The 26,547-nt window shown below is 43.9% G+C and carries 23 protein-coding genes and 1 pseudogene; 10 read left to right on the plus strand and 14 right to left on the minus strand.

What is annotated here, in order from left to right; all coding sequences use genetic code 11:
- Positions 1-311: 311 nt before the first annotated feature.
- Together L4D09_RS00565 and L4D09_RS00570 are read left to right on the plus strand one after the other, a co-directional pair.
- Positions 312-815 (plus strand): hypothetical protein, encoded by a 504-nt coding sequence (locus L4D09_RS00565; protein WP_428455540.1) that lies wholly within the window; start codon positions 312-314, stop codon positions 813-815.
- 189 nt (positions 816-1,004) lie between these two features.
- Positions 1,005-1,409, plus strand: a complete 405-nt coding sequence (locus L4D09_RS00570; RefSeq protein ID WP_428455541.1) for a hypothetical protein — start codon at positions 1,005-1,007, stop codon at positions 1,407-1,409.
- A 64-nt stretch (positions 1,410-1,473) separates the two neighbouring features.
- Here L4D09_RS00570 and treC read toward each other — a convergent pair whose 3' ends face one another.
- The 3 genes from treC to treR all read right to left on the minus strand — a co-directional run bounded on the left by treC (position 1,474) and on the right by treR (position 5,816).
- Positions 1,474-3,153, minus strand: a complete 1,680-nt coding sequence (gene treC, locus L4D09_RS00575; RefSeq protein ID WP_428455542.1) for an alpha,alpha-phosphotrehalase — start codon at positions 3,151-3,153, stop codon at positions 1,474-1,476.
- A gap of 69 nt (positions 3,154-3,222) precedes the next feature.
- A complete protein-coding gene (treB, locus tag L4D09_RS00580) occupies positions 3,223-4,647 on the minus strand; it encodes a PTS trehalose transporter subunit IIBC (RefSeq protein WP_428455543.1) in 1,425 nt (474 codons plus the stop codon).
- A 224-nt stretch (positions 4,648-4,871) separates the two neighbouring features.
- The gene (gene treR, locus L4D09_RS00585) at positions 4,872-5,816 is read right to left on the minus strand and encodes a trehalose operon repressor TreR (protein WP_428455544.1); all 945 of its coding nucleotides are present in this window, start codon (positions 5,814-5,816) and stop codon (positions 4,872-4,874) included.
- A 410-nt stretch (positions 5,817-6,226) separates the two neighbouring features.
- On the opposite strand from treR, the gene L4D09_RS00590 reads away from it, so the two are divergent.
- The 7 genes from L4D09_RS00590 to L4D09_RS00620 all read left to right on the plus strand — a co-directional run bounded on the left by L4D09_RS00590 (position 6,227) and on the right by L4D09_RS00620 (position 13,336).
- Positions 6,227-7,393 (plus strand): Card1-like endonuclease domain-containing protein, encoded by a 1,167-nt coding sequence (locus L4D09_RS00590; RefSeq protein ID WP_428455545.1) that lies wholly within the window; start codon positions 6,227-6,229, stop codon positions 7,391-7,393.
- A 306-nt stretch (positions 7,394-7,699) separates the two neighbouring features.
- Entirely contained in the window at positions 7,700-8,839 is a 1,140-nt protein-coding gene (locus L4D09_RS00595) for a tetratricopeptide repeat protein (protein ID WP_428455546.1), read from the plus strand.
- Between the two features lie 179 nt (positions 8,840-9,018).
- On the plus strand, positions 9,019-10,533 hold the full coding sequence (locus tag L4D09_RS00600; protein ID WP_428455547.1) for a reductive dehalogenase: 1,515 nt from the start codon (positions 9,019-9,021) through the stop codon (positions 10,531-10,533).
- Positions 10,533-10,844, plus strand: coding sequence for a hypothetical protein (locus tag L4D09_RS00605; protein ID WP_428455548.1), 312 nt, complete (start codon positions 10,533-10,535; stop codon positions 10,842-10,844). The genes L4D09_RS00600 and L4D09_RS00605 overlap by 1 nt, the downstream gene beginning before the upstream one ends.
- Positions 10,845-10,909: 65 nt before the next feature.
- Complete coding sequence (locus L4D09_RS00610; protein WP_428455549.1) at positions 10,910-12,154, plus strand: FMN-binding protein; 1,245 nt, start codon at positions 10,910-10,912, stop codon at positions 12,152-12,154.
- Complete coding sequence (locus L4D09_RS00615) at positions 12,151-12,369, plus strand: hypothetical protein (protein WP_428455550.1); 219 nt, start codon at positions 12,151-12,153, stop codon at positions 12,367-12,369. Before L4D09_RS00610 ends, L4D09_RS00615 begins: the two co-directional genes overlap by 4 nt.
- 94 nt (positions 12,370-12,463) lie before the next feature.
- On the plus strand, positions 12,464-13,336 hold the full coding sequence (locus L4D09_RS00620; RefSeq protein WP_428455551.1) for an AraC family transcriptional regulator: 873 nt from the start codon (positions 12,464-12,466) through the stop codon (positions 13,334-13,336).
- A 168-nt stretch (positions 13,337-13,504) separates the two neighbouring features.
- On the opposite strand, the gene L4D09_RS00625 is transcribed toward L4D09_RS00620, so the two are convergent.
- From L4D09_RS00625 to L4D09_RS00650, 6 genes are all read right to left on the minus strand, one after another.
- Positions 13,505-14,185: a GntR family transcriptional regulator gene (locus L4D09_RS00625; protein WP_428455552.1), complete on the minus strand. Its 681-nt coding sequence runs from the start codon at positions 14,183-14,185 to the stop codon at positions 13,505-13,507.
- A gap of 230 nt (positions 14,186-14,415) precedes the next feature.
- Positions 14,416-15,699: a hypothetical protein gene (locus tag L4D09_RS00630; RefSeq protein ID WP_428455553.1), complete on the minus strand. Its 1,284-nt coding sequence runs from the start codon at positions 15,697-15,699 to the stop codon at positions 14,416-14,418.
- 68 nt (positions 15,700-15,767) lie between these two features.
- Positions 15,768-17,273 carry a tripartite tricarboxylate transporter permease gene (locus tag L4D09_RS00635; protein WP_428455554.1) on the minus strand — a complete coding sequence of 502 codons (1,506 nt, stop codon included), beginning with the start codon at positions 17,271-17,273 and terminating at the stop codon, positions 15,768-15,770.
- Positions 17,274-17,288: 15 nt separating this feature from the next.
- Positions 17,289-17,756: a tripartite tricarboxylate transporter TctB family protein gene (locus L4D09_RS00640; protein WP_428455555.1), complete on the minus strand. Its 468-nt coding sequence runs from the start codon at positions 17,754-17,756 to the stop codon at positions 17,289-17,291.
- 34 nt (positions 17,757-17,790) lie between these two features.
- The gene (locus L4D09_RS00645; RefSeq protein WP_428455556.1) at positions 17,791-18,771 is read right to left on the minus strand and encodes a tripartite tricarboxylate transporter substrate binding protein; all 981 of its coding nucleotides are present in this window, start codon (positions 18,769-18,771) and stop codon (positions 17,791-17,793) included.
- A 567-nt stretch (positions 18,772-19,338) separates the two neighbouring features.
- On the minus strand, positions 19,339-20,289 hold the full coding sequence (locus tag L4D09_RS00650; RefSeq protein WP_428455557.1) for an RDD family protein: 951 nt from the start codon (positions 20,287-20,289) through the stop codon (positions 19,339-19,341).
- A gap of 301 nt (positions 20,290-20,590) precedes the next feature.
- Here L4D09_RS00650 and L4D09_RS00655 point away from each other — a divergent pair, with 301 nt between their 5' ends.
- A complete protein-coding gene (locus tag L4D09_RS00655) occupies positions 20,591-21,358 on the plus strand; it encodes a hydratase (protein ID WP_428455558.1) in 768 nt (255 codons plus the stop codon).
- 32 nt (positions 21,359-21,390) lie between these two features.
- Here the strand turns inward: L4D09_RS00655 and L4D09_RS00660 are convergent, their stop codons facing one another.
- The 5 genes and pseudogenes from L4D09_RS00660 to L4D09_RS00680 all read right to left on the minus strand — a co-directional run bounded on the left by L4D09_RS00660 (position 21,391) and on the right by L4D09_RS00680 (position 26,503).
- Complete coding sequence (locus L4D09_RS00660; RefSeq protein ID WP_428455559.1) at positions 21,391-22,569, minus strand: hypothetical protein; 1,179 nt, start codon at positions 22,567-22,569, stop codon at positions 21,391-21,393.
- The gene (locus tag L4D09_RS00665; protein ID WP_428455560.1) at positions 22,566-23,249 is read right to left on the minus strand and encodes an ABC transporter ATP-binding protein; all 684 of its coding nucleotides are present in this window, start codon (positions 23,247-23,249) and stop codon (positions 22,566-22,568) included. The genes L4D09_RS00660 and L4D09_RS00665 overlap by 4 nt, the downstream gene beginning before the upstream one ends.
- A gap of 13 nt (positions 23,250-23,262) precedes the next feature.
- Positions 23,263-24,479: pseudogene (locus L4D09_RS00670) on the minus strand (ABC transporter permease).
- Positions 24,469-25,698 (minus strand): ABC transporter permease, encoded by a 1,230-nt coding sequence (locus tag L4D09_RS00675; RefSeq protein WP_428455561.1) that lies wholly within the window; start codon positions 25,696-25,698, stop codon positions 24,469-24,471. The pseudogene L4D09_RS00670 and the gene L4D09_RS00675 overlap by 11 nt, the downstream one beginning before the upstream one ends.
- Before the next feature lie 40 nt (positions 25,699-25,738).
- Positions 25,739-26,503, minus strand: coding sequence for an outer membrane lipoprotein-sorting protein (locus L4D09_RS00680; protein WP_428455900.1), 765 nt, complete (start codon positions 26,501-26,503; stop codon positions 25,739-25,741).
- Positions 26,504-26,547 lie beyond the last annotated feature (44 nt).

Here is a 26,547-nt window from a genome sequence, read left to right on the forward strand (position 1 = left end):
CAAGAGCAATCTCCTAAAAAGGTAAAACTGACTGTTCCGTTCCATAGTCAGTTTTACCTTTGAAAATATTACTTCTATACATGACCACTAACGCTATATCAGACCAAATACTCCTTTCTTCTTGATGCATAAATAACACTATTGTTCACGTTAGTTATTCTAAATATAGTGTTATAAAAAAATGAACATCTTACCTCCAAGAATCATGCTACTTTGAAACTCGTATTAATAAACAAGGTTCAGAAGGCTGACTTCTTCCTCTCAATAGGCTCGCTGTATAGCGTTTAAATCACCATGTATGAGAAGAAACAATGGAATCAACAGTCGTAAAAGTATTTGAGTCAGAAAACTCAGTACTCTATTCCACCTGTATAGATAGCAGAAATTACAAGCTTGTTACCGATTTTTCAAAATCTCGCGCAGGCGCTGTAGAAGAGTTATTGGTGTCTAATGATATTGCAACAAAAGGGTCAGTCGAAATAAGAGACATCCAAGTAAGAGAACAATCTGGCACTCATACAGAATTAACTGTCTACGCCTATTACTTCCCTGCTTTTATTGATGTCTCTATTCAAGCTTCGCGTAATCTAGAAACGTTTAATTTCCAGGTGAAAATGGCAAATAGCAACTTTCATTATTCCTCCGACCATCCGCTTAGAGCCAGTGACATAACCAGAATGTCGTTAAAAACGCATTACCCTGATATTAAAGACTTTAAGATCTCTCTTATCAAAAAAGAAACGAAAAAGATGCCATCTGAAATTGAGGTGAACGAATACTCTCATGTAGTGATGAAAGCAGTAATACTTATATAAAAGTTCATATAAACATTTATCGTTTCCGAGAAAGTCGTTATAGCATATTAACCACTCACTATTCTTTAATATAGTTATGAGGATAATTATAAATATACAAACCAGAATTAAAAATCAGCTTTCAATATATGTTAATCATGACCAATAAGGTATGTCTTCTTTAATGAAGATAAAGTGAGAGGATGGATAATGACTCCTTTGAAATATATTTTAGAAACTCAACAAGAACTCAATACCAATGCAGATGAGCTAATGAACATATTATCCCATACAGCCATTGGAATATATCTGAATAAACCACTCGATCGAGGTCGGTGGATAGCTGCATATTTTACTAAGGTTAAACCTAACTTAACGCCTAACGGCTCCGCTTGGAAAGTGATCGAAAGCTGCCTTCGCGAGTCGACTCCCAATCGAATAGCTCGCAGCTTTGAAACCTTCTATCAGTTCTATTGGGGTGACCGTCCCTATCCTGCAGCGCGCCCATTGTCTGGAAAAGTTGAAAAGGCCCATGCTCGTATCAATGAATATTATCACCTTAAAAAGGCAGCCACCACTGCGCCGCCACCAGGTTATATGGCGATGGCATCATGAGCTTTCCCCGTGTAATTTAGTTAATAAAAAAGCGCCAAACGGCGCCTTTTCATTAGCGTTCATGCTACTTAGTAATGACAATAATTCTTGTCTCGTAAGGCTTCATGTTAAACAGGTTACTTTGGGTCACAGCCATCGAACTCGGATAGTTAGACAATAGGCAAACTCCGCTGGACACATCAAGTTCAGAAGGCAATTCACAGTTAACGCCTTCACCGTAGTAGTTATTTATACATAATAATATCTGGCTTTCAGACTCACGCTTGTAGCAAAAAATGCGATCGTGCTCAGGCATCAAATCCGTATAATCACCATCGGTGATCACTGCAATATCTTTACGTAACTGAATCAGCTGGCGATAGAAATGGAATACTGAGTTCTCATCAGCCACTGCCACTTTGGCATTAAGCTCAGGGTAATTTGCTGCCACTTCAAGCCACGGTTGGGCTGTTGAAAAACCAGCGTATTGGCTGCTATCCCATTGCATTGGCGTACGGGCGTTATCACGCGATTTCTGCGCCAAAATCGCCAACATATCTTGTTCTGATACACCCTGTTCATTCACCATGATGTCATACATGTTCGTACTTTCTACATCTCGGTATTGATGAATAGAAGTGTAAGCTGGGTTGGTCATGCCTATCTCTTCCCCTTGGAAAATATATGGCGTCCCCTGCATCATATGTACTGATGCCCCTAGCATTTTTGCCGACTCGACGCGGTAATTTTTATCATCGCCCAAACGGCTCACAACCCGTGGCTGATCGTGGTTACACCAAAATAGTGCCCCCCAACCATTACCGTTCAAGCCCGTTTGCCAATGATTGAAAATACTTTTCAGCTGATGAAAATCAAATGGTGCTTTGGTCCACTTTTCACCATTCGGGTAATCAGCCTTTAAGTGGTGGAAGTTGAAGACCATCGAAAGTTCTTTACCATCTTTCGAGGAATACCGCTGGCAATGTTCAAGGGTGGTCGATGACATTTCACCCACGGTCACCGATCCGTATTTTTGGAACACTGCTTCACTGATCTCTTGAAGGTACTCATGAACTCGCGGACCATCAGTATAGAAACGGCGGCCATCGCCAATATCATCATTAAGGAAGTCTTGCTGCTTGGAGATCAGGTTGATCACATCCAAGCGGAAGCCATCCACGCCTTTTTCAGCCCAGAAGCTGATCACGTCTTTAACTTCTTCTCGTACTTTTGGGTTTTCCCAATTCAGGTCTGCCTGCTCTTTGGCAAAAAGGTGCAGGAAGTATTGGCCAGTTTCTTCATCCAACTCCCATGCATTTCCACCAAATTTTGACTGCCAGTTGGTTGGTTCGCAGCCATCAACTGGATCTTTCCATATATAGTAATCGCGGTATGGGCTATTTTTGTCCCCCAATGCCGACTGGAACCAAGCATGCTCAGTAGAGGTATGGTTAACCACTATATCCATGACAATTTTGATGCCCTTCTGATGTGCTTTTTCCAGTAACTCATCAAAATCAGCCATGCTGCCAAACTGCGGGTTAATGGCGTAATAATCAGAAATATCGTAACCATTATCGATCATTGGTGATTGATACACGGGTGTTAGCCAAATGGCCTCAACACCCAGTAATTGCAGATAATCGAGCTTCGAAATAATCCCTTTTATGTCGCCCGTGCCTTTGTTACTACTATCACAAAAGCTTTTAGGGTAAATCTGATAAATAGTCGCGGTACGCCACCATTCAAGTTGCTCTTTCATCATATAAACCTGCACACTTAAAATTTGAATCAGTAAATTAGCCAGCAAGCTGCTGGCTATAGTAAAACGTTGTTACGCTGTTGCTTCTGTTAGCTCACCTTTTGCCTCAGCGCGCTTATACATGAACAGAGTCAGTGCAATCGGAACCACAATTGCGACAGCCATCGCGACAAGGAAAATCAACCAATATTGCGGCTGAATTGATAAGATACCCGGCAAACCACCAACCCCAATGCCGTTCGCCATCACACCTGCGCTACCACAGATAGCCGCAGCCAAACCAGAACCGATCATTGCGCTGAGCATTGGGAATTTATATTTCAGGTTAATGCCGTACATGGCAGGCTCAGTAACACCGAGATAGGCAGAAATTGCTGCTGGTACTGAAATTTCACGCTCATTTTCTTTTTTACTGATAATGATAATGGCAACAACAGCAGAAGCCTGAGCGATATTAGAAAGTGCAATTAAAGGCCAAATTGGGGTGCCGCCCATCGATTGCATCAACTGCAAGTCAACGGCATTGGTAGTGTGGTGAATACCTGTGATAACAAGTGGGGCATAGAGGAAGCCAAACACCATCGCACCGAGTATCGCAAAATCCCCAGTCATAGCAGCTTGCGCGGCATAGCCAACACCGTTACCAACCATACGACCAAACGGGCCGATAAAAGCGTGAGCCAGTACTACAGAAATAATGATAGAAACAAACGGTACAATCACAAGATACAAGTAAGCTGGAATGATTTTCTTCAAGTTAGTTTCAATCAGTGCCAACGCGACGCCTGCCAACATGGCGGGGATCACTTGCGCTTGATAACCAACCTTCTCGATAACAAACAAGCCAAAGTCCCATGTTTCGGGAACTTGCTGACCAATCAGGTATGCATTCATTAATTGCGGCGACACCAACGTCACACCCAACACGATACCCAGAATGGGCGTACCATCGAGCTTCTTCACCGTAGACCAACATACCCCAACAGGCAGGAAGAAAAAGATAGCTTCGCCAATCAGCCATAGGAAAGAGTGTACTGTTGCCCAGAACTGGCTGATCTCCGTTAATGTTTGGCCATCAAACATTCGGATGTCACCAATGACGTTACGGAAACCAAGAATCAAACCGCCAGTAATAATCGCGGGTAGCAAAGGAACAAAGATTTCTGCCAAATGCGAAATACCGCGCTCCAACCAGCTCATATTCTGGCGAGCAGCCACTTTCGCATCTTCTTTGCTTGCAGTCGCAGTACCAGTCGATGCCGTTAGCATCTTATAAACCTGATCGACCTCAGTACCAATAACGACCTGAAACTGTCCTGCGTTGGTGAAACACCCTTTCACCATTGAAATAGCTTCAATTGCTTTAATATCAGCTTTCTCAGTATCTACCAGAACAAAGCGTAAACGTGTTAGGCAGTGGCTAACGCTTGCGATGTTCTCGCTGCCACCGATCAGCTCAACCAAACGGTCAACTTGCTGTTGGTTAATCTTACTCATGCCGAAGTCCATTGTTATTAAAATAGGAATATTGTATGAATCGCCAGTGGGAATGTTCCCAATTGATAATGCAATAATCCCAAAAATTTACCCGCATTAAAATGGGAACATTCCCATCACGAGAGGTAGCTCACAACTTAATTATACTTAGCGAACTTATGAAGATAATCAAATTGGTGCGAATAGGCACCAATTTGTGCGTGATAAAGAGAGGATCTACCCTATTACGAGGTCGGTTGTTGGATCAAATGTGTCACCGATTCTTGTCCAGCTAATTGCTTTATCAATAGTTGGGCCGAGGCAGAGCCTGCCTGATAATAGCCAGGATCAATACTGAATGTATTCGGGAAAATAAAAGACAGCAGATCAGTCGCTCCCACCCCTGAGATTTTGATATCAGTGCGCCCCAAGTCCTGCAATCGCTTAGCAACGCCCATCGCTAAGGTATCACTGGCACACACGATAGCTTGGGTCTCTGGAGTCAGAACATCATCGGTAATTTGATAAGCACTGTCGTAGCTCAGTTGCCCTGTTTGGTAATAAGGCTGAATACCTAAAACTTCACAACGTTCTTTATAGGCATTTAAACGCATCAAACCCGTGGTTTTATCACTTGGGTCAACACCAATATAACTGATTGCGCGATTTCCCTGATCCACCAGCTGCTGCATTGCTAACTCAATCAACCCCTTATGATCATAATCAACCGACGAAATGGTGTCGGTATCAACCGCAATCACGACCGCTTTATTGCCTAGAGCTTCAATTGAACTAAGATCACAACCAGAAAAACCAAACACAATAACCCCATCGACATGGCGTTTTTTCAACACCTCAAGGTGCTCATTGGTTTTCTCAGCGCAAAATTGGCTTTCCATAATCACCGCATCATAACCTTCACGGTAGATCACATCGAGAATGCCACTCACTGCTTTATTTTCTGATGGTGAATCAAGACGGGAGAGTATAACGCCGACCACTTTAGCACTACCGCCACGCATTGATTGCGCTGATTTTGACGGCACATAACCCGACTCTTTGATCACCCGCTCAACTTTCTCACGGGTTTCAGGTTTCACCTTAGGATCATTGGTCAAAACGCGTGAAACCGTCGACTTTCCTACACCAGCTAATTTGGCAATATCTAAAATAGTGAGCTTTTCAGTCATAATGGTGTCTATATAAAAGGTTCATCGTTATTGTCTCTTTCAAGTCGATAATTTCAATCTTTTTTTTCGAGTAAGTATCAACTATGGTGGTTTACGAACGATGGCAGCCAAAATAGGGTTATATTTCTGTATCAATTCTGACAATAACTTACATTGTGCAGACATTAGTTGAAGTTTGTTCCGTTAGATTGAAAGAAAGCAATATATCGCAAACTTAATCAGTTATATTAGCTTGAAAACCAAGAAAACTGTCTACATATATATACGAGAACAAAGGTATTTACCTTTAATACTAAACAATATTGTTTAGATGAATAAAAGCGGCAACAGCAGACTACCGAGCACAGGCTTCCATCTTTCGTTTCTCTATTTTGTGCCGGCACGAGCGATAAGAACGCTTAAGGATTATTATGATTACTCACGTTGGCATTATCGATCAAGACCCTGTCAGGTTGATCACCCCGTTACTCGATCACGACATTCCTGCCGATAAAATGATATTTATCGGAACAGAATCGCAGCGCGAACAATATGAACGCTTAGCTTCCATTTTAACGCCTCGAAATATCAAGGCTGAGCTGTTTGTTATCCCTGACTCAATCAACATCACCTGCATTCGTAAACGTGTCATCGAGCTTGCTGAACGACTCAAACAACAAGACTCTGATGTATGGTTTAACTCAAGCTGTGGCTTACGTCATCGCCTACTCTCGGCCTATGAAGTATTCCGTACTTATCATTGGCCAATTTATGTTATCGAACCATACAGCGATGAGATGTGCTGGTTATATCCTGCAGATCGCGAACAGCAACAAGTCGAAGATCGTATTCAGCTCGAAGATTACCTGACCATTTTTGGTGCTCGCTCAGAGTTTACGGAAAATCTTGTACCCGAATCACTTAACGATCAACTTTGGGAGTTAGGCCAACGCTGGGCAGGCTCAGCACTTGAGCTCGGTCCTGGACTTGCAACGCTTAACTACTTAGCGACAACCTGTCGTAAAGAACAAAAGCTTGATGTTGCATTAAGCGAAAAACAGCAAGGCTATAAAGAGTTGGCAATGCTGCTTAACGACCTTGAAGAAACCGGATTAGCGACGTATAGCAACGGCGTTCTGACCTTCAAGCATGAAGAAGCTCGCCGCTTCGCCAATGGTGAATGGTTAGAAAACTTGGTTCACAGTACTGTGCGTGCGATTCAGAATGAACTGCCGACAATTCAGGACCACTCTTTAGGTGTTCAGGTTTACCGCAAAATCGGCGATCGTGAAGTACGTAATGAGCTTGATGTTGCTACCGTTGTAAACAATAAGCTGCATATCATTGAGTGTAAAACCAAAGGCATGCGTGACGATGGTGATGATACCTTGTACAAGTTGGAATCACTTCGTGATCTTCTTGGCGGGCTGCAAGCACGCGCCATGCTGGTGAGCTTCCGTCCACTGCGTCACCATGATTTGGTACGCGCACAAGATTTGGGCTTAGCCATTATCGGCCCAGATCAGTTAGGTGACTTACAAACCCACCTACACAACTGGCTAAAAGATGCTGGTGGCCACAGCCATAATATTGCCTGATTAACCGCTGCTAACCGTATATTAAATTAACCATGGCTAGAGGGAGTACCACTCCCTCTACAACCTAAGCACCTAAGCACCTAAGCACCTCGTACATTATCGCGTTACCTCATACTTCCCTGCCCTATTGAACCTCCAACCTGTTCATCATTATCACGCAGCACAATCAATAGCCCTTTGATTTATTGATCAAAATCATAATTAACCACGAAGGGATAATTTCCACCCTAAGTGGGTGAATTTATACCTTTTGACCATAAGATGATTCCCCAATACTGATACTGATCTTTCACCAAGGACACTCGAATGATTAGCAGTAAGTGGATCGAGCTTTACCAATATATCAAGGGGCAGATTGAGCAACTCCCTGAGCCTACCAACGTATTAACACCGCTCAATGAGCGTCTGCTGTTCCTGCAGGTACAGTTTCCCAAAAAACAACATCGCCAACACGCGAATTGGAATTTGGACGAGACACAAGAGCAGAGTCATGGCGACTGGTTAGAGCATGAAGCTTTTACCTTTGTCATGAGTGATGAGATAGCCAAGCTAGAACTCAACCCTACCCAGCTAAAATTCTTGTTCGAAACACTCATGGCTGCACAAATGTGCCAGCTCGCGATGGTGACCATCAATAAGCACAAACATCTTTTAACAGAAGACGAATTCAAAACCAGTTGTGGCTTGGTGTACCAACAGCTAGGTGATTACGAAATGGCAAAATCAATGTTTGAAGACTCGATAACACTTAATGCCAGCAACCCATTACTGTACTGTCACCTCGGCTTTACCCACCTATACCTTGGTAACAGTGAACTTGCTGAAGAGAACTTCAAACGAAGCATCACGACCGATCCAGGGTTCGTTGGCGGGTATCAGAACCTTGCTGGCCTGTACTACCAAGAAGGTAGTTTCGAGCTTGCAGCCCAGCAAGCTGAACTCGCTTACACCAAAGACCAGTCGCTGATTGCAACCTACATCACCGCCATCAGTAGCTACTTGGCACTGGGATCGAACAACCAAGCTGATAACTGGGTCACCCGCGCCTTCGACAACAACGTTTCATCCATAGAGCTGGTGCGGTTAGCTGGAATTTGTGCCTATCAACAGGGACGCCTCGAAGAAGCCCTTGAGGCGTTAGATCAATATCTCAGCGTCAATCCTAGCAACTTTGATGTACTTAATATCCGTACCCATATCAAAGCCGATCTCAAACGCTATGACGATTTGGAACCTGACCTACAGCAACTCCTAATATTTGAACCTCATGACGAGTGGTGTCTCGAGCAGCTTTTTCTCTGCTATTTCCACAGCAAGCAATGGGGGCTAGCACAGCAAATCATGGTTGACCTTAATAAGTTATCAGCCCACTACAAAATTACTCATCGTGAGCTCATCAATACCATCAACAAGAAACTGAGCCTCGATGTTGTCGAATTAAACTAATACCAACCTGGATAAGTAGTTGATCCAGAATTTGCACTGGAAAAATCGTTGTTATCAAGGCAGATATTGCAGTAACTAGTGGCTCTAATTACAAAATATCTAACGCAGAGAACAGCGATTTTAACTTGCAATACTGATCAAATATTTATGTAGGTTGGTATAACACACAGGGAGCAAACGTGAGAGAGAAAACAGAACAAGGCGTTGCCGATACGTCGCGGCGCGACTTCTTAAAGCTCGGTGGTGTTGCTGCTGCGACAGCCACTGTCGGAGCGGCCGCTGGAGCCGGCTTTGTGCTAGGACGCGACCCGGATGCCAATGTCGGCTGGGGTCGTACCGAAGCAGGTAAAGATATGTATTTCAACCGCGAGCCCTTCCGAGTGGATGTACCACCAACGATGGAAGTGGTGAGCGAACCAGTCCGCCCTGAATGGAGCGACTTCCTGTTTCACCGCACCCGAGCTTTAGGCTCAGAGATGGGCAATGGCTGGGTGCCGACCCGAGACTGGCGTGATATTCCCAATGAGCGGGTCAAAGAATACTATTCCCGGCACCCTGAACGTTGGGATGATATGTACCAATCGTTCGAAGAAAAAGCCAAGCACGAACAAAATATTGAGCAACATCGAGACCGGTTTGCACTCGCTTGGGCCTATTCCGCAGCTTACTTAAAAGGCAATAGCAGTAACTTTCCTCCTAAGCCCAACGGACACCCTGATGAAGTCGATTTCCAATGGGTAAAACGCGAGCCTAAGCCGTTTAAATCGCCCAAACATGCATCAGAACTCATCAAGAAGATGGCATTTAAGTTCGGTATGAGTATTGTCGGAATTACCAAGCTAGACCCAAGCTTTGTATTCAAAAATACCATGCGTGGCATGCCTGATTGGGATGAGAGTATTCCAAAACACTGGAAAAACGTGATCATCTTCGGTACTCCAATGAACTGGGATCCAATGTATGCTTCCATTGGTTACTCAACCTCCTATGACGGTTATTTCCGAGCTAAGAGTGCTTCTGGCTTGATGGCAGCCTTCTTGGGTGAATTAGGCTATGCCGCCCGCCCTCAATGGCCGGGCTCTGATTACGAAATTGTCGTCCCCCCACTCGCGATTCAAGCGGGTATGGGCGAAGCTGCTCGTAATGGTATTCTGCTCACGCCTGAGTTGGGGCCAAATATCCGCCTTGCTGCAGTGATCACCGACTTGGACATGGAATCTGATAAACCAATCGATACCAAGATCAAGCACTTCTGTGAAGAATGTAAAATCTGTGCTGACTCATGCCCAAGCGGCTCGATCAGCAAAGCCGATAAACCCGATACAGTCGTGCGCGGCTACCGAAAGTTCGACTTCAACCAAGACAGTTGCTGGACCATGTGGCGCCAAGGCCCAACTGAAACTGCCATGGGTTGTCGAGTCTGTATCGCGGTATGTCCATATACCCGTAAGAACAATTGGATCCATGCATTGGTTAAAGAGACCGATCCACGAGACCCAACAGGACTAACGCGCAAAACCTTACTGGCAATGCAGCATAACTTCTTCTATTACCCAGAAGCAGATGCGTACCACGGCGACTGGAACGGTGGACGATTTGCGGGTTACCACCAGCCACCGGAATGGCTGCGCAGTGAAGACTACCTCAAGGTTGAGAAAACTTGGGATTATGACGGTAACTGGGAGGGCTTCTAATGTTTCCACAATCAACCATATTGGATCCACTGTTCTGGATGGCCTTGGGCGCCCTTCAAGTGTTGGTCTTCGCTGGTGCTAACCAATGGGCAAAGCAATATCAACTCGGCATGAATTGGTGGAAATGGACACTCGCAGGTAGTTGGTGGGCATCAATCATTCTCACTATTGCAGGCGCATTCACTTTGCTTGGAGAGAACGAAGGCATGGCCGGTTGGTATTTCCTTGGCTTTGTCGGTACAGGGCTCATCATCGTTGGCGCTATCTTACTTAGGGTCATTATTGCTTTGAAACCTAAARCCTTAACTTGACCTGACTATCGGGTAAATCAGAGAAGGAACAAGCCACAAGAGCCTTCTTGTGGCTTTGAATACCAATGGAAAAACAAACAATCGTTCAGCAGCACAAATTACAACGATCCAAACGACAGCCACATGTGCGGCGTAATAACACCTTTGATAAGATAGTGAGTGTTGTCTCTATTTTGGCTCTTCTTACTGCTTGGTACTTAGGCGGACTTCGTACCAATAATGCTCAGGCCCAATTTTTCGACTCTGTGGTGAGCAACCAAGAGCAACTGCTCGAAGTGACACCACAACTCTTTAAAATTATCTCAACCGATACTGATACTGCAGACCCCATAAAGTGGATTAGCTTCGGCACTGGCGTTGGTTATGGCGGCGATTTAACCGTTGGTACTGTGGTCACCAATAGCGGTGAGGTAGAAACCATCGCGCTACTCAATTCAAAGGAAACAACCTCTTATTTCGATAAAGTTATCGAGCAGAAATTGCCTGAAAAGCTATTGGCGCAGAACATTAAAAAGGTGCTCTCTGTAGATGCGGTTTCTGGAGCCACACTCACCTCCGATGCCTATACCCTTGCGCTCAACCATGCCGCGGACCCTATTCGAGAACAACTTTACGGCTATCAGTTCACCGAAGCAGTACCCGCTTGGCATTATCTTAAATGGCTCGATGCCGCAGCATTGGCTTTCTTCGCCATGGCTGTTTGGGTAAACCGAACCCGTTCGGAGCATAAAACGAAGTTAAATTTCAGTTTGCTGGCAGGCTCGACTCTGATTTTTGGTTTCCATTCCGCTTCGCTCTACTCAGCGTCAACCATCGGCGGGTTTATGTTTGGAACTTGGTTAACTGGTGTCGCCGCATACACACCATTTATTTTATTGATATTGAGCTTAGGCTACATCCTCTATTACAACCGCAATATCTACTGCCAAAGTCTATGCCCGTTTGGAGCCGTGCAGCAATGCTTGGCCAAGGTTGGCAATGCCAAAGCCTCCCCTATTCGTCAGACATTTTTCATTTGGTTTCCACGATTTTTACTCCTCGTCACACTGTGTTTAGGCGCTTACTTCAGAAATCCTGCTGCCTTTATTTACGAACCGTTCGGTATCGCTTTCGGCATGGTTGGTGGGATGTACTTATTTATATTAACTGTGATGATCCTCCTAACCTCGTTAATCGTTCGACGCCCTTGGTGCCAAAGCTTGTGTCCGATCAATACCTTAACTGACTTTGTGGTATTCAATAAAAATTGGCTAAAACAACTCACAAAGCCGAAGCGTTCCGTACGAAAACAAAAGGAGGCCGCAAAATGAGACATCGTATTTCGCTCGCCTTTTATTGCTTGGCGTCTGTCATTATCTTGTTGCAACTATCCACCAGCTTTATGGCAATGATTGGTGATAACGATCAACATGCCGTGATCCATAGCGTCACGCGCCAAGTTGAACCTGTACCAGTAAAAACAAACGAAGCTCCCAAGATAGATTTCAAGCAAATGGCAAAAGATTTAGCTCAAGAGAAATACTGAAGTAGCGACTTTGTGATCTTTAAATATCGGGCACTTAAATTCAGTTTAAGTGCCTTTTTGTAAAACGAATTTGGATAAGCAACTGGCATGAGAAATGACTAGCAAGTGTGTACCACTAGAGCGCTTAAAACGCGATGCCGACCTAATAAACCCATTTATTAATCGGATATCAGATCTCTATCGAATTCGGGGAATAGAAACCGTTTCTCGCCCTCATCGGCTTAATTTCAGTGCCCTTGTTTATATCACTGAAGGAGAAGGACTGCATTTTGTTGAACACAAAATGCATTTACTCCGAGCTGGAACACTATTAGTACTTGGTAAGAACCAAATCCATGCTTTTGCCAAACAACGTACCGTCGATGGATATGTGCTTTCTTTTGATTGTAGTTTCCTCTCATCCAGCAATACCGACCCTTACTTTGACTTAATGCTTGCAGCCATGGGGCAAATCAATTGCGTCAGTAATGTAAGTGAGAATATTGGGTTACTGTTTAGCGCCTTAGTTTGTGAGTTCCAATCAGCTTCAGAGTTTCAAGATGAAGTTATTCGCAACCTCTTACGCTCAATCATCCTTAAAGCTGTCGTTCCAACTTACCAAGAGCAGTACCATCATGCTCAACGAGTTGGCAACAGTGAGTACTACCGCTTGAAAAAGTATATCGACGAGCACTTCCAAGACAGACCGACTGTGGCAGATATATCACTCGCCTTAGGCAAAAGTAGCAAGCAGCTGGATAAACTCGCCCGTGATCACGCCTGCCAGAGCGTAAAAGAGTTAGTCGATGAGCGAGTATTAGTTGAAGCCAAACGTCTGCTTGCTTTTAGCCAATATTCCATATCAGATGTTGCTAACCATCTTGGATTCAATGAAGCGACTAACATGGCAAAGTTTTTCAAACGCCAAACGGATATTAATCCGAAAGACTTTCGGCAGTTATGCCGGCTGGGATTGAAGAAAAGATAAGACGACTAACTCTTGATCCAAACTGACATCGAGTAAAAGCTCATCAACAATTTGCAGGCCAAATAATTTGTTTCAGAGAAGTGATTCAAGGCATACCGAGACAAAAGGGCAACGCCTTGAATTATTTAGATTCATGCCACCATCGAAAACCTGATGATACCCGCTCAACTAAATATTTAATTTGGTTTCTAGGTGGATCTGAAATGACTTTTGAATATGCTCTCGCGCAGCGGAACCCGCTTTTTCCACATCTCGGCTTTTAATTGCCTCGACTAATTTTGTATGTTCAGCGAGCAACGTTTCCGGCCTCCCTTCGGGAATATATTTGCTACCACGTAGCAATGCCATAGAGTCAGAAAGTGTATGAAAGACTTTGGTTAAAAAGCGATTATGACCACTATTGTAGATAGTATTATGCAACTCCCAATTAACTTGGTTGAGTGCTCGGTGATCATGTTTCACTTTTTCACTCTGCTGCAGAATATATTCCATCGTTGCTATTTCTGCATCTGAAGCATACTGCGCTGCAAATTTAGCGGCTATGGTTTCTAGCTCCTGCCGCAATGCGTATAGTTCAGCAACTTCTTGGTGATCAAGCTCCGCCACAACTGCACCGCGTTGAGGCTCTACAATTAGTCGACCTTCCGATTGTAGACGACGGAAGGCTTCTCGAACTGGTGTTCTACTGACGTTTAAAGTTTGGCAGATCTCCGATTCTCGAACGCGCTCACCAGGATGGTAGTTCCCCTCTCGGATCGCACCCAACACATACTGATACACCGTTTCACTCAGAGAGGCTCCCTTTAATAAAGTCTCACCACCACCCTTACCATTGGCTATCTCGCTCATACTTCCTTCCTCTAGCCTCTTTTTCCTTCGCTGGTGCATTGTCTACACCTTTAGAGTTATTACTGGTATACCCCCGCTGCATGATTAAAAGTAGATACATAGGCGATGAAGTAGCTAAATCACGTAAAACACATTGCCTTCTATTCTGTATTAGAACTCCATCAGTAAACGATTACTGAAACAGGCAATGCGTTTTATCGCACTTGTATACTTACAAGATATTTTCTCGCTTAACCTTGTTGCAAGAGCTCTGAAATATCAATGATATAACGTTGTCTGGTATTCTCGTGCACAGAATCCATGCACACCTTCGTGTAACAAGGACTAAAGCGAGGGTGTAAATCACATCGGTTATGCTTACCTAAATCCGGCGAGGTATAAAAACTGCCGATATTATATCGTATATCTTTATCAACATCATAAATGATAAGAAAACGTTCATTGGTCTCGGCATCAGGATAAGTGTCACTCAACAACCAACGGTCATTTCCTGAATAGCTCATATGCCCGTTCTCAGTTAAGCATTCTCGTCCAACAACACTCGCTTTTCCGGTAAGGTCATCATATAGGTGGTAATGAATACTACCGTTGTGCGGTCCCCAAACCATAATTGAAGTATCATTTCGCCAAACTGGATGAGAAATTTGATACTCTGATTTTTCGTAATCAAACGTCCCTACTGCGTTTAAGTCAAAGTCATCCGCCAACTGAGGCAGTGGATGATCGGTACACTCAAGCAATTTCAGATCACTACCATCTGGGTTAACAGAGAATAAACGGTGAAGGAAGCAAGTCTCATCTTCTACTCGCTCAGTCCAACGATGTAAAAACAATAATCGGCTCGAACCAGGGTTAATCTCCAAGTGCGTTACCCAATGAATCGCTTTTACCATTGATGGAACATGGTCAAATTCAGTTAGCTGTTTCAAAGAAACAATCAAGTGTGATTCACCCGTTTCGATGTCCATGTAATGGATACCATCGTCTTCCGGAGCCAGCGCTAACTCAGGCTCTTGCTCTGTCGCTCGATAGCCAATTGTTTTATGAGTCACTTCAAAACGGGAGTAATTAACGCACAAAGCATACTTACTATTTGGCGCAACAACATACACAGGCATTGGCAATGTGCGCTCTTCGCCTGTTTCAACATTATAGATCTTCGAACAAAAATCTGGGTAGATTGTGCCTTCACCATTCATTGCACGTGCGTTATATATGATTTCTCGGCCGTCTTTTCCTTCCAACCATTGCAGCTGACAGCCCATTTGCCAGTTCCAAGTTGTGGTTTCACCTACAACGCAATAATCATCGTTATTATTCAAGTCAAAGTAACCAACTTGTGCAACTTCAGAGCCATCAAGATCTTGGGTCATCATTTCAACACGGTTCGACAAAAAATAACGTCCAGTACGGTCCCATACATTCTTATTGTAGTAACCAAAAAAATGATGCTTATTAGCGTCACCTACACGACGTACAGGACATGGAAAATCAACCGCTGGAATAGTACTCATTGCTTTCTCTCTTTTAGAATATTTATTTGCTAGTGCCAATAAGGCTAACTTTAAGTGCTTCTAGTAAATTATTGCTCCAATGCTTTAGACGCATTTTTATGTTGTTTAATCCCCTGATATAAGGAGTAGGCACATAGCAATAAGATAATGATGGAAATAGGACGTGTAACCATTTGACCAGCAAATGCTCCAAGGTCATTTTGAACCAAAGCTAGCGAGCGAGCTAATTCACCTTCAGCCATCGAACCCAAAACTAATCCCAGCACCATTGGCGCCCGTGGGATGTGCATGAGTTGCATTAAGAAGCCCAATGCGCCGACAAACAACATGATATAGATATCTTCAACTGCGCCACGTATGGAATAAGAACCCACAACCGCCAAGGCAAGTATGGTCGCCGCAAGGATCGAATGTGGTAGGTGAATGACTCTTGAGCAGTACTTTGCGACAAAAAGCCCCACAGGAACAAACAACAGATTGGCAACGAACAGGCTAAAAATAAACCCGTAAGTAATATCTGCATTCATGGTAAACAATTCAGCGCCAGGACGAAGCCCATGGATCATGAGTCCACCCAAAAGTACTGCTGTCACTGGGTTGCCAGGAATACCTAAAGTGAGTAATGGGATGAGTGTGCCGCCAGTTACTGCATTGTTGGCTGTCTCACTCGCAACCAAACCTTCCGATGATCCTGTACCAAACTTTTCAGGCGTTTTAGATGCGCGCTTCGCAGCATCATAAGACAAGATTCCACCGACACTACAACCCACACCAGGTATAATTCCAACAATAACGCCAATGACACTTGAACGAAGAACATTAAGCTTTTGTTTAAGCATGTCAGGCATGAATGAAAATGGATTATGCTTATCCATCGAACTCTGCGTGGTAGATTGCTGATTGCGACGGGCAATGATATTGATCACTTCTGGTATGGAGTACAAACCGATAAGTGAAACAATTAGTGGAATGCCATCGTAAAGTGCTGGTGCATTGAAAGTAAAACGCATTTCACCAGTCAGTGGATGACTACCGACAGTTGCCATAAGCAAACCACATGCGCCTGCGATAAGCCCTTTTTCAATAGCCCCAGCAGATAATGAAGCTATGACTGTGATACCAAACACCGCGAGTAAGAAATATTCTGTTGGGCCGAACATCAAAGACAGCTCTGCCAAGGTTGGGGCAATCAAGAGAAGCGCGATAACACTGACAAAGCCACCGATACAAGAGGCAAACGTAGCAAGCGCAAGTGCGCGTGTTGACTGACCCTTTTTCGACATCGGGTGGCCATCTAACAATGTTGCCACCGCCGCCGACGTACCTGGAATATTTAGCAAAATAGCGCTGATGGCACCACTGTAAGTGGAAGCTACATAGATCCCTCCTAGCATCCCCAAGCCTATTTGAGGCGGCATAGAAAATGTGACAGGAATAAGTAGCGCCACCGCCATTGTGCTTGTCAGGCCAGGGAGTAACCCAATCATTACTCCGCCAATTACACCAGCTGCAATCGCAGCCAACATATAGACATCCATCAAGGCTCCGAAGCCAAGCATTAAGTTATCAAACATAATTAAGCTCCAAAGTTAATAGAAGAACAGGCTTTCTGGTCTACTGACAGAAAGTAGCTCGAAGAAAACAAAGTAAAGACCTGCACTGAGTCCGACGGCGAGTGCAAGTACGGGAATCACTTTTCGATAGCCTAGTGACCACATCGTACAGGCCAAAAATAGTGCCGTTGCTATCTCATAGTTAACCAAGCTAACGGTGAGGGCATAAGCGATAATTCCACCGAATACGCCTAGCGCAGATTTCACCTGTATACGTTCGTCTGCCGATAGTCCTACGGGAATAGTGTCGCTACTCTTCGCATCCTCATTGGACTTACGGCTTTGGCGTAAGAGGATCAAGGCCGCCAACGCTAAGATGAAAAAACCTAGTGTTATCGGAAAGTAAGAAGAGTCATACGAATATTGATTGGCCGCGCCAATTACCACGATGGCGATGACAATCGCCCCCCATGCCGTCAACTTATCCCGGTTTAATGTAAACATTTGTGCCTCCTTACACTGCCGTTATATTTTGATGTTACTTAAGCAGATCGATGTACTGCTCAACAGACTCAGCAGCCTTTCCTAGATATACATCAAATTCTTCAGCATTCATGTAGTTGAGTGGCATACCCACTTGATCTGCATAAGAAATGAATTCTTCATCTTGCATAACTTTCTCAAATGCCATCTCAAGTGCTTTCTTTCTCTCTACAGGAGTACCTTTTGGCACAGCGACTCCCCTCATCGCAGCTCCAATTGATGGTACTTCGATCCCCGTAGCTTCTTGAACCGTTGGTACATCTGGCAGGTAAGCAAAGCGTTGATCTGCGAATACAGCGAGCACTTTTAGTCGGCCATTTCTTACATGATTTGCAGCAGACGTAGCTGATGGGATGGACGCGTCAACCTGATTACCAAGCGTTGCAGTCACTGCCGGCCCAGAGCCGCCGAATGATACGAAGTTAAACTCTGCACCAAGTTTTTGTTGTGCGATCATCAGTTGTAATTGGTTGTTGGACTGTGGGCCATCACCACCGATATTCAGTTTGCCAGGGTTCTCTTTCGCTTCTGCTAGGAGCTCTTCAAAAGTATCGTATGGGCTGTCAGAACGAACGGCGACCACAACAGGATCAACCTGTATGTTGGCAATTGCTTCAAAGTCTGAAAACTCATAAGGAACGTTATTTCTCAACATCTTCACCATATACAGCGAAGGTAAGTTGATGAAACCAATCTTATAACCATCATTTTTGGAACGCGCTAGATCTGAGAAACCGATTTGACCACCTGCTCCTGGTTTATTTTGAATGATTAAGCGTTGACCTAAATACGGTTCAACATGTTTCGCGAGTAGCCTTGCTGCGGTATCTGTTCCTCCACCAGCTGAGTAGGCCACCACCATTGATACTGGCTTGCGTGGAAAATTGTCATCTGCCACTGCAACATTGGTAAATGCAAACGAACTTGCCAACGTAGCAACTAATGACAGCCCAGCGAATTTTAGTTTCTTAATCATGTGTATTTCTCCTTAAGTACACAAAGCCAATTAACCTCAGGTAATAAGCAAATCACCTCTTTTGTGATATCAACTTTTCAACATGTATTTAACATTACTTGATTGTATACATTTAAGAACATTTGGTTCAATAGGCATTTTATTTGTATTTAAAACAATGGAGCATCGATCACAAAATGACCAACTCATCAATAGCTCGTCAAAATAACTGTAACAAAACAACACAACCCATTTGATCGGGCGTGAAAGCGTAAAGGATTTTGGGCGGTGCGAGGACGGTTACAGTGGCATGATCAACAGACTGATGAAAAGAAAAGGTACAGTGAAAGCTTCCCCAATTCGGTATAACCTTTGGCATGGTAGCTGATGTGGCGACCACTCTTGGTTTCAATGAAGCGACTAACATGGCAAAGTTTTTCAAACGCCAAACGGATATTAGCCCGAAAGACTTTCGGCAATTATGCCGGTTGGGGTTGAAGCAGAGGTAAGCCTAGCAAACGAAAATTTAAAGGGGAAAATAGCGCCAAAAATAATAATAGCGCTATATAGTTGATTCGATCAGAGAATTTATGTTGCTTCCTCGTTAAGCAAATCCAGTGGAGAAAATTGATGAGTATGGCTAAACCACTTTGACCAAACCCCTAAATCATAACCATATATCAATGTTACATTAACAGAATCTTTATTAATTGACTCACTGTAATTATTAACAGCTATTTTCCCTAAATCTTTAGCAATCACGACATCATCAATATTAGGATTATCTAGAAAAACTTGTATATTGATATATGTTGTAGATTTATCGACTTCTTTAGTCGTATATAAATTGAACTCACCTAAAGTCACATTTGCATCATTAACATATGGTAATTCTTGCATTGTTTTACTAACAGCTAATAGTTTATCGTAATCATTATTTTGATTAGACTGTAAAATAAAATATGGTGTAACCATTGATGCAACAAGTATCAATCCAACAATATATAAATGAGGTTTCCAAATAATACCTTTACTCTGAAAATTAGTATTGGCCTTCACGACATATGTTTTCATAATCAAATCATGTAACGTTTGCCGTGTAACCCTATTAAATACATACAAATAAGTTATTGAAATCAATCCGCCGAAAACTAATAGTGAAAGTGGGTACATCAAGAATGAGTACTGACCTAGATAATCCAGCGATGTACCATTAAGGTAAAATGGTATAGAAAATATAATATATCTAATAAAGGATGTAGTAAGGTCGATTGAATGATTATTTTTGTTTACCACTCGTATATTTAACAATTTCTTACCTAACGTTTGCCCATTACAAACAACGCTATTCATTACTCCAAAATACATAGTTGCAATAGATAAACCAAAAAGCTTCCCCCAATCTCCTATCTGCACAAATATACTTTCAAATAGACTTCCTAAGATAAAGCCGACAGTACCAAGAATAAGGGCATCTATGAATAATGCCACTAATCGTCGCCTAAAACCTGAAATACAATTCTCACCAACTTTATCCATAAATAGTCCTATTCCCTTTTATATTTTAAACTCTATAACATACCAACAATCAATATTCGTATATAATCCTATAAGATCAAGTGTTTATTTGAAAAGTTTTAGAGAAAGCGAGGTTAGAACACATTTCATCCTACAGTAACAATTTTACTGCAAGCTAAATGAGCAAAAGAACTAACTGAGTGCCACTAACCAAGTTAAATCACCAAGGCCTATAACAACTCCTGAACAAAGCATTAATTTCACTATTCAACCTTGGTAAATCCAGATAAAATACAAGGATAAACACCAAAGGTAATACAATATGACTAAAGTATTTTTTGAGCAAGCTGCAACCGAGCTGCTTAATCGCCGCGTTGCAGGTACCAAAGCACCGCGCCTTGCCGAGCAACAACGTCCAACCAACGTGGATGATGCTCTGCAAATACAATCCTCGATGATCGACCAATACAGTGATGAAGTTGGTGGCTGGAAGTGCTTGCTACCGCTCGCTGATGACAAGTTCGTTGTTGCGCCAATTTTTGCAGATACAGTACAGCGAGGTGAAAATTGCCAGCTGTTCGCTGATAACAATAAAGCCCGTATCGAGCCAGAAATCGCGTTTATTCTTGCAGCCGATCTGCCAGCTAACCCTGAAGGGTACAGTGAAGCACAAATCAATGAGGCGATTGGGTCATGCCATATGGCACTAGAGCTGATGCAGGCTCGTTTTTCAGATGACAGCGGTGCTGAGTTCTATGAAAAGCTTGCAGACTGCTTAGTAAACCAAGGGATGTTTATTGGCCCACAAGTTGAACGAGAAAAAGCGTTCTCTGCGGCAAAAATTGATATTACGGTAACTCAAGGTGAAGAAGTGCAAACCTTTAACGGTGAGCACCCAAATAACTTACCGCAAAGTCCAATTTACTGGTTGATCAATTATATGACACGTCGTGGTATACATTTCCATGCTGGCGAAGCCATTATTACCGGTTCATACTGCGGTATTGTTGAAGTCGCATTCAATCAGCCTACGACCATTAACTACGATGGTATTGGTGAATATCAGGTGACGTTTACAGAAAAAGCCTAATTTTAGGTCGCTTTTTTTAGGGGGTCTTCCCCCTAAAAACTCCACCTAAGTTGCCCAAACACCAAGGTACTGGCGCTATCGCCAAACAGGCTATTGCTACTGCCATCAAAACGCTGGATCACCCCTAGTAACTGCCAATCATCAGCTAAAGAATAACTGTTACTGGCGCCGACAAAAAACGAGCCATCGTCATAATATGTCGCCGAGAACGTTAGCCGGCTCAGTGGCGAAATATCAAAACTGGCATCAGCATAACCTGTCCAATTGGTAAAACTTAAGGTACGAGCTGATAGCGGTAAGTTTAAGAATGCGACCGCGTTGGCTGGATCTTGCGGATTAGATATATGCAGCACTGATGCCCTTGCCATCCAGTTACGGCGTCCGCCTAAACTGTAATCGACCTCAACAGTGGTAACGCTGCTCGATTCAAGATCTTCATCTTGCCAACTATCTTGAGTGGGTTCAAACCAACTCCACTCACCGCGTACCCCTGCCCCTTTGATATCGCCTGCGAAGCCTGCGCCAATAACATAATCAAGTCGAGCCTTTCCTAATAGTAATTGGTAATCCCAACCTTGATGGTTAAACAGGTAACGCCCAGCGTAACTGGTTAAATCACTGTCTGAATTTGGGTTATACACAACATCGACTGAGCTAGCAAAGCCTAACTTTCGGCTGCCCATTACCGCATCACTGCCGGGGTGCTCTTCATAGTCAAAGTCGTAGATTGAATAGGAATTGAAAATATCATTGGGGTTCCACAACGTCGACATCGCCCAATTAATACGAAAGCGTCCACCACGTAATTGCCACTCATCATTACGCCAATCAAGGTAGAGTCGGTCAAACTGACTGTTGCCGACCACACCCTTTTTATCTAACCAGTTTTTCGATAAGTCCATATAACCATTATCGAACTCAATCAGCTCACCATAGCCATCAAGTTCTGCGGTATCGCCAAATAGTAGCCGGTTACGCATGCCCGCATTGAACCGCAACTGCTCATTGAAACGGTATTCAAAGTTAAAACGCTGGTGAATAAGGTTATCGACCCCCGAGCTTTCACCATCAGGCACTGTTGCTGTCGCCATGTATTTTACATAGCCATTAAGATCCCACGCTTTTTCAGACGCTAAGCCAGGAATTTGCGCTAACGTATGTGACGAAGCGCCAGCCACCAGCCCAACGGTTAATAGCGCAGCTCGGTTCATTGCCGACGATCCTCTTTAAGCTGACCATCTTCAAAGACGATCACTCGCTTCGCCCGCTTGATCACTCGCGGATCGTGCGTCGAAAAAATAAACGTCGTGCCCTCTTTTTCATTGAGCTGCTGCATGATATCGAGTAGCTCGGAAGTACTCTTTGCATCAAGATTGGCCGTAGGCTCATCTGCCATGACAAAGCGAGGCCGCGGTGCCAGTGCTCGGGCTACCGCAACACGCTGCTGCTGGCCGCCAGAAAGTTTTGCTGGTCGCTTGTGCTTTTGCGTTTCTAACCCAACTTCATCGAGAAGATCACTCGCCCGTTGACGACAAATCGCTTCATCATGACCTTGTAACTGCATCACAAATTCGACGTTCTCAAGTGCGGTTAGTACCGGCAATAAGCTGTAATCTTGAAAAATGAACCCGATATGATCACGCCTGAAAGCAATCAACTTTTTTTCGTCCAGCGTACAGATATCACAATCATCAATTTGCACTGAGCCCGATGTTGGCTTATCGATACCACCAACCATATTTAGTAAGGTGGTTTTCCCTGAGCCTGACGGTCCCATCACTGCGACAAACTCACCCTGCTCGATGATGAGATCAAGGTTTTGAACCGCATGGACGGGAAAATCACTGTCTGGATTGTAGGTTTTACGTAATTGATTAATTTGAATTGTCATTCGAATTTCTCCATCAGTGCTTATTCGCCATGGCTTCAGCAGGATGCTGCTTAAGAATTTGTCGTGCAGGGTAAAGCGCAGCTAGTGTGCTTGCCGCAACCACTGTGATAAAAATCATCAGGTACTCATTGGCAGATACTGTTGGATAGAGCACGGTATCGACGCCAAATGCCCCTAGCCCTTCTGCCATCACACCTAGTGAAATACCGGTATGCCCCAATGTGGTAATGGTTAACAGACTGACAATTAGTCCTAATACCGCGCCCGATATTCCAAGCAATGCGGTTTCTAGTAGTATCAAGGTAAATATTCGGTGCTTTTGCATTCCCACCGCCATCAATACCCCAAACTCACGGGTACGTTCAAATACCGACATCAGCATAATATTGACGATGCCAAAGCCCATTGCCAGTACAAAGATACCCAGCATAATGGCATTACTGGTACCTTGCTGGTTAATGATGGATGCCAACATTGGCTGAATTTCTTTCCAATCTCGTACGGTATTACGAGATGATATTTGCTCTGCAAGGGATTAGCCAATGCAAACGCCACATCATCATTGTCAAACAGAATAGCAATCTCATGCGCGCCTTCAATACCCGCTAAAGCTGTAAGATCGGTACGGCGAACATAGATATTACTATCATCAAAGCTGGTTGACGGTGTTTTAAAAATCCCCCGAACACGGAATGCAGCACCGCTTACATCACCGCTGGCATCGGTAAACGTCAGTACAACTTTCGAGCCTACTCGGAGTTTTAAACGACTCGCTGTTTTTTCTGAAACCAATACCGGATTACGCCCTTCTTCATCCAACCATTCGCCCTGTTGAACGCTGCTGGCAATTGGCGTCACATTCGCTTCCGCATCAATATCTATTCCATTGATCCGCACGCCTCGGGTACTGCGTGCCGAAGCGACCATGCCATCGGCAATAAAACGAGCCGACCAGCCTTTAACTTGGGAGAGTTGCTCAATAGCAGCTTCAACAGAAGCTAATTCTACCAGCGTATTTTTAATATCTGGATCATCGATATAGGCTTGATTGTGCACCTGAATATGGCTGGTCTGCCAAGCAATGGCATTGTGGATCATGTTCCCATATAGCCCTGAAATAAAACCGATGATCCCCACAACGCCAAATAAACCAAAGATCATCGCCCCAAGCATAATGCTGGTGCGCAGTTTATTTCGCCATAAGTTGCGCCACGCAAGTTTAATCAGCATGACTGCCTCCCTTTAACGCACTGACCAATTCAAGGCGCTGAATACGCCACATTGGATAGACCAAACAAACAACGAGTAATGCCAATACAATCATCACTTGGTTCATCATCAGCTGTGGGTCTAGAGCGATCGGTAGTATAGGATCCCAACCCATTTCTATGACCATTTCGGCGGTCTCGCCAGTAAGTTCAATCGGATTGGCATAAAACCAGAGTAAAAACGGCAAGGTAACAATAAAGCCAATCACCACGCCAAGTACGCCGATAAAGGCAGATTCTAGAGCAATCAATGCCAATAACTTTCGCCTTAACATACCCGTCGCCAACATCACTCCGAACTCACGCTGGCGCTCTAGCGTCATCATCAATAACGTGGCAAATAAACCAAAGCCAACAATGCCGTACAGCAAATACATCATGAAGATACCACCGGCTTTATCCATGAGCATTTGCTGCGCCATTTCAGGTGACAGGTTTTGCCAATCGCGCACCAATGCCTGATCGTTATAAGCAGCTTCAAGCTGATTTAAAGTAATGGGTAATTGATTGAGTTCATGGGTGTCCATTACCCAAGCCGTTACTTGTTCACCAGTACTATAAAGTGTCTGTGCCAAAGTAATGGGTAAATACACTAATTGGTTATCAAGTTGAGATACCGGAAAATCCAGAATGCCCTTTACACGGTACAAACCCGCAGCTGTTTGCCCACGATAACCTTGCCCATAAAGCACAAGTTCATCGCCAATCGAGATATTAAAGAAGCGTGCTAATCCCTCGCCTATTAACACTTGCTCATCCTTCGCATTTAAAAATTCACCTGCAACAAGCTTGCTTGATATACCGGAATATTCATTTTCTAGTTCAGGATCAACGCCCAATACCATCACCCCTTTCGATTTATCACCATAAGCACCAAGCGCAAAGGACTCGATACGTGGTAATACCCGTTCAACGTTACTGTTGTCATACATTGGATCGGTGAATGCTGGCGTCATCGGCAGTAGATCATCAATGCTCTGACTCTCGTTAAACTCAGGATGCTGTAACTGTATTAATCCAGTATAAAAACGTGCGGCATTTTCAATATTGTTGGCATAGGTACCTTCTTGCAAGCTGCGCATAAACAGCGACAAAGCCAGCGCCAGCGCCAAAGCCGAAGCGGTGAGCACTGTTCGCCGTTTTTGTCGCCAGAGGTTGCGCCACGCCAATTTAATCAACATAACTCATCCTTGTTTTCGATCGTGCTGTTCAAGGTAAAAATCAGTCTCGCAATGCCTTCATCTGACTTTGTGAGAAGAAACTGTCTTTAATAGCGAAATCAAACTGTGCTTGATGAGTAATGATTTCTGTTTTGTTCCCAGGCTTATCCGCAGGGATCATCTGCATCCGAACAGCGACTTTCCGGCCCCCCATCGGCTTAATATCGAAGGTCTTCATGGTATTGACTAGCTCATCAAACTCATCGTAAAACTCAACTTTACGTTGCAGGTAACTGCTGGTTGAGATCCACAGCCTTACTTTACTCCATACCACTGGCGCATTTGGCTTGGCGACGGCATCAATTACCCATGCTTGCTCGCCATCAAACGTCGACTTTTCAACTAGGCTATGGGTGTAATCCACCACAATGGAAGATTGATTGATTAAATCATCATTGGTGAAATCCGATCCCATCCAAGATTGCCCCAGCATCGACGGTGCAATTTTGATCACTCGCTCGATAGTTGGTAACCAGTTCCACATTTCACGATAGCGTTTGAGCGATGCACTGCCCTTATCTTTGGCTGGTGCTGTGACCAAAACCAATGATAAATCTTGGCCTTTGGTCCATGTTTTCATACTCATGGTACGTGTCCAATCGGGGCGAATAATGCGCATAGTGGCTTCGGTATAACTCGAATCACCTCGCATTTGTTCATCTGATTTACGGACAATATCTGTCGCAGATTCTGCACTCGCTAATGAAGATGACAAGCCTATGGCAGCCAAAAAAAACCAAACAAATACACGCTTAAACCCCGCCATATTTTTCATGATATTCACCTTTATCACTCCGCTTTCAACAAGTT

This window comes from Photobacterium makurazakiensis, from assembly GCF_050336715.1.
GTDB lineage: Bacteria > Pseudomonadota > Gammaproteobacteria > Enterobacterales > Vibrionaceae > Photobacterium > Photobacterium makurazakiensis.

What these genes read in the sequence shown, in the direction of transcription:
- L4D09_RS00565 (WP_428455540.1), top strand. Translation starts at nt 312, where the DNA reads ATGGAATCAACAGTCGTAAAAGTATTTGAGTCAGAAAACTCAGTACTC.
- L4D09_RS00570 (WP_428455541.1), top strand. Translation starts at nt 1,005, where the DNA reads ATGACTCCTTTGAAATATATTTTAGAAACTCAACAAGAACTCAATACC.
- treC (WP_428455542.1), bottom strand. Translation starts at nt 3,153, where the DNA reads ATGATGAAAGAGCAACTTGAATGGTGGCGTACCGCGACTATTTATCAG.
- treB (WP_428455543.1), bottom strand. Translation starts at nt 4,647, where the DNA reads ATGAGTAAGATTAACCAACAGCAAGTTGACCGTTTGGTTGAGCTGATC.
- treR (WP_428455544.1), bottom strand. Translation starts at nt 5,816, where the DNA reads ATGACTGAAAAGCTCACTATTTTAGATATTGCCAAATTAGCTGGTGTA.
- L4D09_RS00590 (WP_428455545.1), top strand. Translation starts at nt 6,227, where the DNA reads ATGATTACTCACGTTGGCATTATCGATCAAGACCCTGTCAGGTTGATC.
- L4D09_RS00595 (WP_428455546.1), top strand. Translation starts at nt 7,700, where the DNA reads ATGATTAGCAGTAAGTGGATCGAGCTTTACCAATATATCAAGGGGCAG.
- L4D09_RS00610 (WP_428455549.1), top strand. Translation starts at nt 10,910, where the DNA reads ATGGAAAAACAAACAATCGTTCAGCAGCACAAATTACAACGATCCAAA.
- L4D09_RS00615 (WP_428455550.1), top strand. Translation starts at nt 12,151, where the DNA reads ATGAGACATCGTATTTCGCTCGCCTTTTATTGCTTGGCGTCTGTCATT.
- L4D09_RS00620 (WP_428455551.1), top strand. Translation starts at nt 12,464, where the DNA reads ATGACTAGCAAGTGTGTACCACTAGAGCGCTTAAAACGCGATGCCGAC.
- L4D09_RS00625 (WP_428455552.1), bottom strand. Translation starts at nt 14,185, where the DNA reads ATGAGCGAGATAGCCAATGGTAAGGGTGGTGGTGAGACTTTATTAAAG.
- L4D09_RS00630 (WP_428455553.1), bottom strand. Translation starts at nt 15,699, where the DNA reads ATGAGTACTATTCCAGCGGTTGATTTTCCATGTCCTGTACGTCGTGTA.
- L4D09_RS00635 (WP_428455554.1), bottom strand. Translation starts at nt 17,273, where the DNA reads ATGTTTGATAACTTAATGCTTGGCTTCGGAGCCTTGATGGATGTCTAT.
- L4D09_RS00640 (WP_428455555.1), bottom strand. Translation starts at nt 17,756, where the DNA reads ATGTTTACATTAAACCGGGATAAGTTGACGGCATGGGGGGCGATTGTC.
- L4D09_RS00645 (WP_428455556.1), bottom strand. Translation starts at nt 18,771, where the DNA reads ATGATTAAGAAACTAAAATTCGCTGGGCTGTCATTAGTTGCTACGTTG.
- L4D09_RS00650 (WP_428455557.1), bottom strand. Translation starts at nt 20,289, where the DNA reads ATGGATAAAGTTGGTGAGAATTGTATTTCAGGTTTTAGGCGACGATTA.
- L4D09_RS00655 (WP_428455558.1), top strand. Translation starts at nt 20,591, where the DNA reads ATGACTAAAGTATTTTTTGAGCAAGCTGCAACCGAGCTGCTTAATCGC.
- L4D09_RS00660 (WP_428455559.1), bottom strand. Translation starts at nt 22,569, where the DNA reads ATGAACCGAGCTGCGCTATTAACCGTTGGGCTGGTGGCTGGCGCTTCG.
- L4D09_RS00665 (WP_428455560.1), bottom strand. Translation starts at nt 23,249, where the DNA reads ATGACAATTCAAATTAATCAATTACGTAAAACCTACAATCCAGACAGT.
- L4D09_RS00675 (WP_428455561.1), bottom strand. Translation starts at nt 25,698, where the DNA reads ATGTTGATTAAATTGGCGTGGCGCAACCTCTGGCGACAAAAACGGCGA.
- L4D09_RS00680 (WP_428455900.1), bottom strand. Translation starts at nt 26,503, where the DNA reads ATGGCGGGGTTTAAGCGTGTATTTGTTTGGTTTTTTTTGGCTGCCATA.